General features: G+C 52.3%; 5 protein-coding genes. All 5 read right to left on the reverse strand.

The annotated features are described in order from the left end of the window. Positions 1-351 (reverse strand): 2Fe-2S iron-sulfur cluster-binding protein (locus Q0438_RS09960; RefSeq protein WP_299190553.1); only part of this gene is annotated, 351 nt, incomplete at its 3' end. Between the two features lies 1 nt (position 352). Then, a complete protein-coding gene (locus tag Q0438_RS09965; RefSeq protein ID WP_299190554.1) occupies positions 353-1060 on the reverse strand; it encodes a hypothetical protein in 708 nt (235 codons plus the stop codon). Continuing rightward, complete coding sequence (locus tag Q0438_RS09970; protein WP_299190556.1) at positions 1057-1287, reverse strand: NADH-ubiquinone oxidoreductase subunit E family protein; 231 nt, start codon at positions 1285-1287, stop codon at positions 1057-1059. The genes Q0438_RS09965 and Q0438_RS09970 overlap by 4 nt, the downstream gene beginning before the upstream one ends. Beyond that, on the reverse strand, positions 1284-2510 hold the full coding sequence (gene nuoD / locus Q0438_RS09975) for an NADH dehydrogenase (quinone) subunit D (RefSeq protein WP_299190558.1): 1227 nt from the start codon (positions 2508-2510) through the stop codon (positions 1284-1286). Before nuoD ends, Q0438_RS09970 begins: the two co-directional genes overlap by 4 nt. Next, positions 2510-2911, reverse strand: a 402-nt coding sequence (locus Q0438_RS09980; protein WP_299190559.1) for an NADH-quinone oxidoreductase subunit C, incomplete at its 5' end; no start/stop codon positions are given. The genes nuoD and Q0438_RS09980, both read right to left, overlap by 1 nt.

The raw sequence follows: 2911 nt of genomic DNA on the forward strand, positions 1-2911 counted from the left end.
ATTTGTGCGCATCAGATGGGCTAAATTTTGAAGCTCGCACTCGCCGCTTTGATCGCAAACCCCGCACGCCATCGGATGGTTGATGCAATAAACCTGCGTGATCGCCTCGCGCTCGGCGTCGATCTCGGGGCTGCGGCTGTAAACGACCATGCCGTCTTTGGCCTTGGCGTTGCAGCTATAGACGCGTTTGCCGTCCGCTTCGACCATACAAAGCCTGCATGCGAGCGTCGGCGTACCGCCGCTTAGATAACAAAGCGCAGGGATAAAAACGCCGCAGCGACGCGCGACCTGCAAGATATACTCGCCCTCGTCGCACTCGCAAACTTTACCGTCGATTGTGATCTTTGCCATTTTAAACCTTAGAAATTTCTGCGAGTTCGAAATTATAACCGCCAAAGCCCTGCCCGCCTGAGCCCAAAAGCGCGATCGTGCCCTTTAGCTCCTCATCCAAAATAAATTCTTTTTCTAAATTTAAGTGCGGCGTTTTGATACGGATGCGATCGCCGCCCTTGATTTTTGCGACCATGCTAAAATACCTTCCGCCGATTAGTCGGTCGTCCGCCCCGTGTTTGAAAACCACGGCGCCGTCGAAATTCTCAGGCTCTTTAAGCGGGCTTAAATTTGCCCGCTCTTGTGCGCCTAAATCCGCTCGCTCGCCGCGTAAGCTTAAAATTTTAATCTCGAACTTCGCCGCTATGAGAGATAGAAAGGCTTTGATATTTTCGGCGTCGGGATGAGTTTTAATAAGCGCATCGTCGATCAAAATCGCGTCGCAGCCTCCCCGTAAAAACTCCGCGATCTGCTCGATCTCCTCCTCGCCCACGCTGCTTTCGCCGCTTAAGTACTCCAGATCCAGCTCCGCGAAATAGGGCTCGTCGCAAAAACTAGCGCAAATTAGCGCCAGCACGAAGCTTTGCGCGCCGATCTCGCATTTTATCAGCTCGCCCGGAATATGCGGATCTTGCAGCGGCGATACGCTTAAAATTTCAGCGCCCCGAAAACTGGCTGCGAGCGCGGGATTTTGCAGGCTAAGCAGCGGCGCGAAATTTAAAATTTTCATCCTCTCCCCTTTTTTGCGACTATCATCCAATCGACTTGGTTATAGCGGATCGAGCTTAAAAGCGTGGAATTTAGCCCCTCCACTAGATCGGCGCTCTTTTGAACCGCGCTGAAATCGCCCATCTCAAACATAAAGATCATCGTCTCGCCGCGAGCGGAATTTTTTAAAATTTCGCCCATGCGGTTTAAAAATTTATCGCCCAGATGCCTCAAATCATAGCGCTTCATCGATCCACCTCGCCTAAGATAATATTCGTGCTGCCGATGATCGCCGCGGCATCGGCAAGATACTGCCCGGGCAAAATTTCCTCATAGACCGCGCAGTGCCAAAAGCTCGGCGTGCGGATCTTAAGGCGGTACGGGCGGCTTTCGCCCATCGAGCGGATATAAAATCCAAGCTCGCCCTTAGGACTCTCGCTCGCGGCGTAAATTTCGCCCACGGGCGGGCGCAAACCCTGCGTGACTAGCACGAAATGCTGCATCAGCGAGTAGTTTTGCGTCATGATCTGCTCTTTGCTAGGATTTACGTAAGCGGGGTCAATCGCTAAAATTTGCGGATCGCTTAGCGGATAGTGCTTCGCGCACTGGCGCAAAATTTTAAGGCTCTCGCGCATCTCCGCCATATAGCACTTATAGCGCGCGTAGCAGTCGCCCTTGCTCGCATACGGCACGTCAAAATCAAGCTCGTCGTAGATCAGATAGGGCTCTTCTTTTCGGATATCCCAAGCATGTCCGCTAGCGCGCAGCGTCACTCCGCTACAGCCGCAGCTAAGGGCATCTTCGTGCGAGATCACGCCCACGCCCTCGGTTCGCATCAGCCAAATTCTATTCGTATCGAGCATATCTTCAAATTCTTTAATATCGCTCGGGAATTCGTCGCAAAATTTCAACATCTCTTCTAACCAGCCGTTAGGCAGATCCAAAAAGACGCCGCCGATTTTGATATTATTGTGCGTGAGGCGCGCGCCGCAGTATTTCTCTATGAGATCAAGTATGTATTCGCGCGAGCGAAAGCAGTAGAGAAACACCGTCATCGCGCCGATATCAAGCGCGTGCGTACCCAAAAACAGAAGGTGCGAGCTGATACGATTAAGCTCCAGCAAGATCGTGCGGATGATCTGCGCGCGGCGCGGCACTTCGATGCCGCAGAGCTTCTCGACCGCGGCGCAAAAGCCGTAGTTGTTCGAGCCCGATGCGACATAATCGACGCGGTCTGTTACGGGAACGAATTCCGCGTAGATCATATTTTCGGCCATCTTTTCGATGCCTCGGTGCATATAGCCTACGCCCGGGCGGGCGCGCACGATTCGCTCGCCGTCAAGCTCCAGCACTAGCTTTAGCTGGCCGTGCGCGCTTGGATGCTGCGGACCGAAATTTAAGATCATATTCGCGCCCTCGCGCTCGTACTCGATGTTTTCGAAAAACGGTCTTAGCTTGCTTGGATTTTGCATTATTTTCTCTTTGTGATGATCTTGTAAATTCCGCGTTTAGCGCGTTTTACGAAGCGCACGCCGCCCTCTTCCTGATATTCTTGTAAAATTTTCTCTTGCGGCCGCGGCTCACCGTAACCGCCCTCGTGATAGAGCCGCGCGAAGTTAAAGGTATCTTTTTCATCCACGAATGCGGAATTTCGGTTTTCTTCGCCGATCCGCTCACGCGCGCCAACCCCAAAAATTTTATCCACCTCGTACCACTTGGCAAACTCGTCTCCTTGCAGCGGATAGGACTTCAAAAGCGGGTGTCCGAACCAATCATCGGGCATTATTAGGCGCGCTAAATTTGGATGATTTTCAATCCAAACGCCCATCATATCGTATAGTTCGCGCTCCGCCCAGTTCGCGCTTTTGTAGAT

Source organism: uncultured Campylobacter sp. (assembly GCF_938030785.1).
Classification (GTDB): domain Bacteria; phylum Campylobacterota; class Campylobacteria; order Campylobacterales; family Campylobacteraceae; genus Campylobacter_B.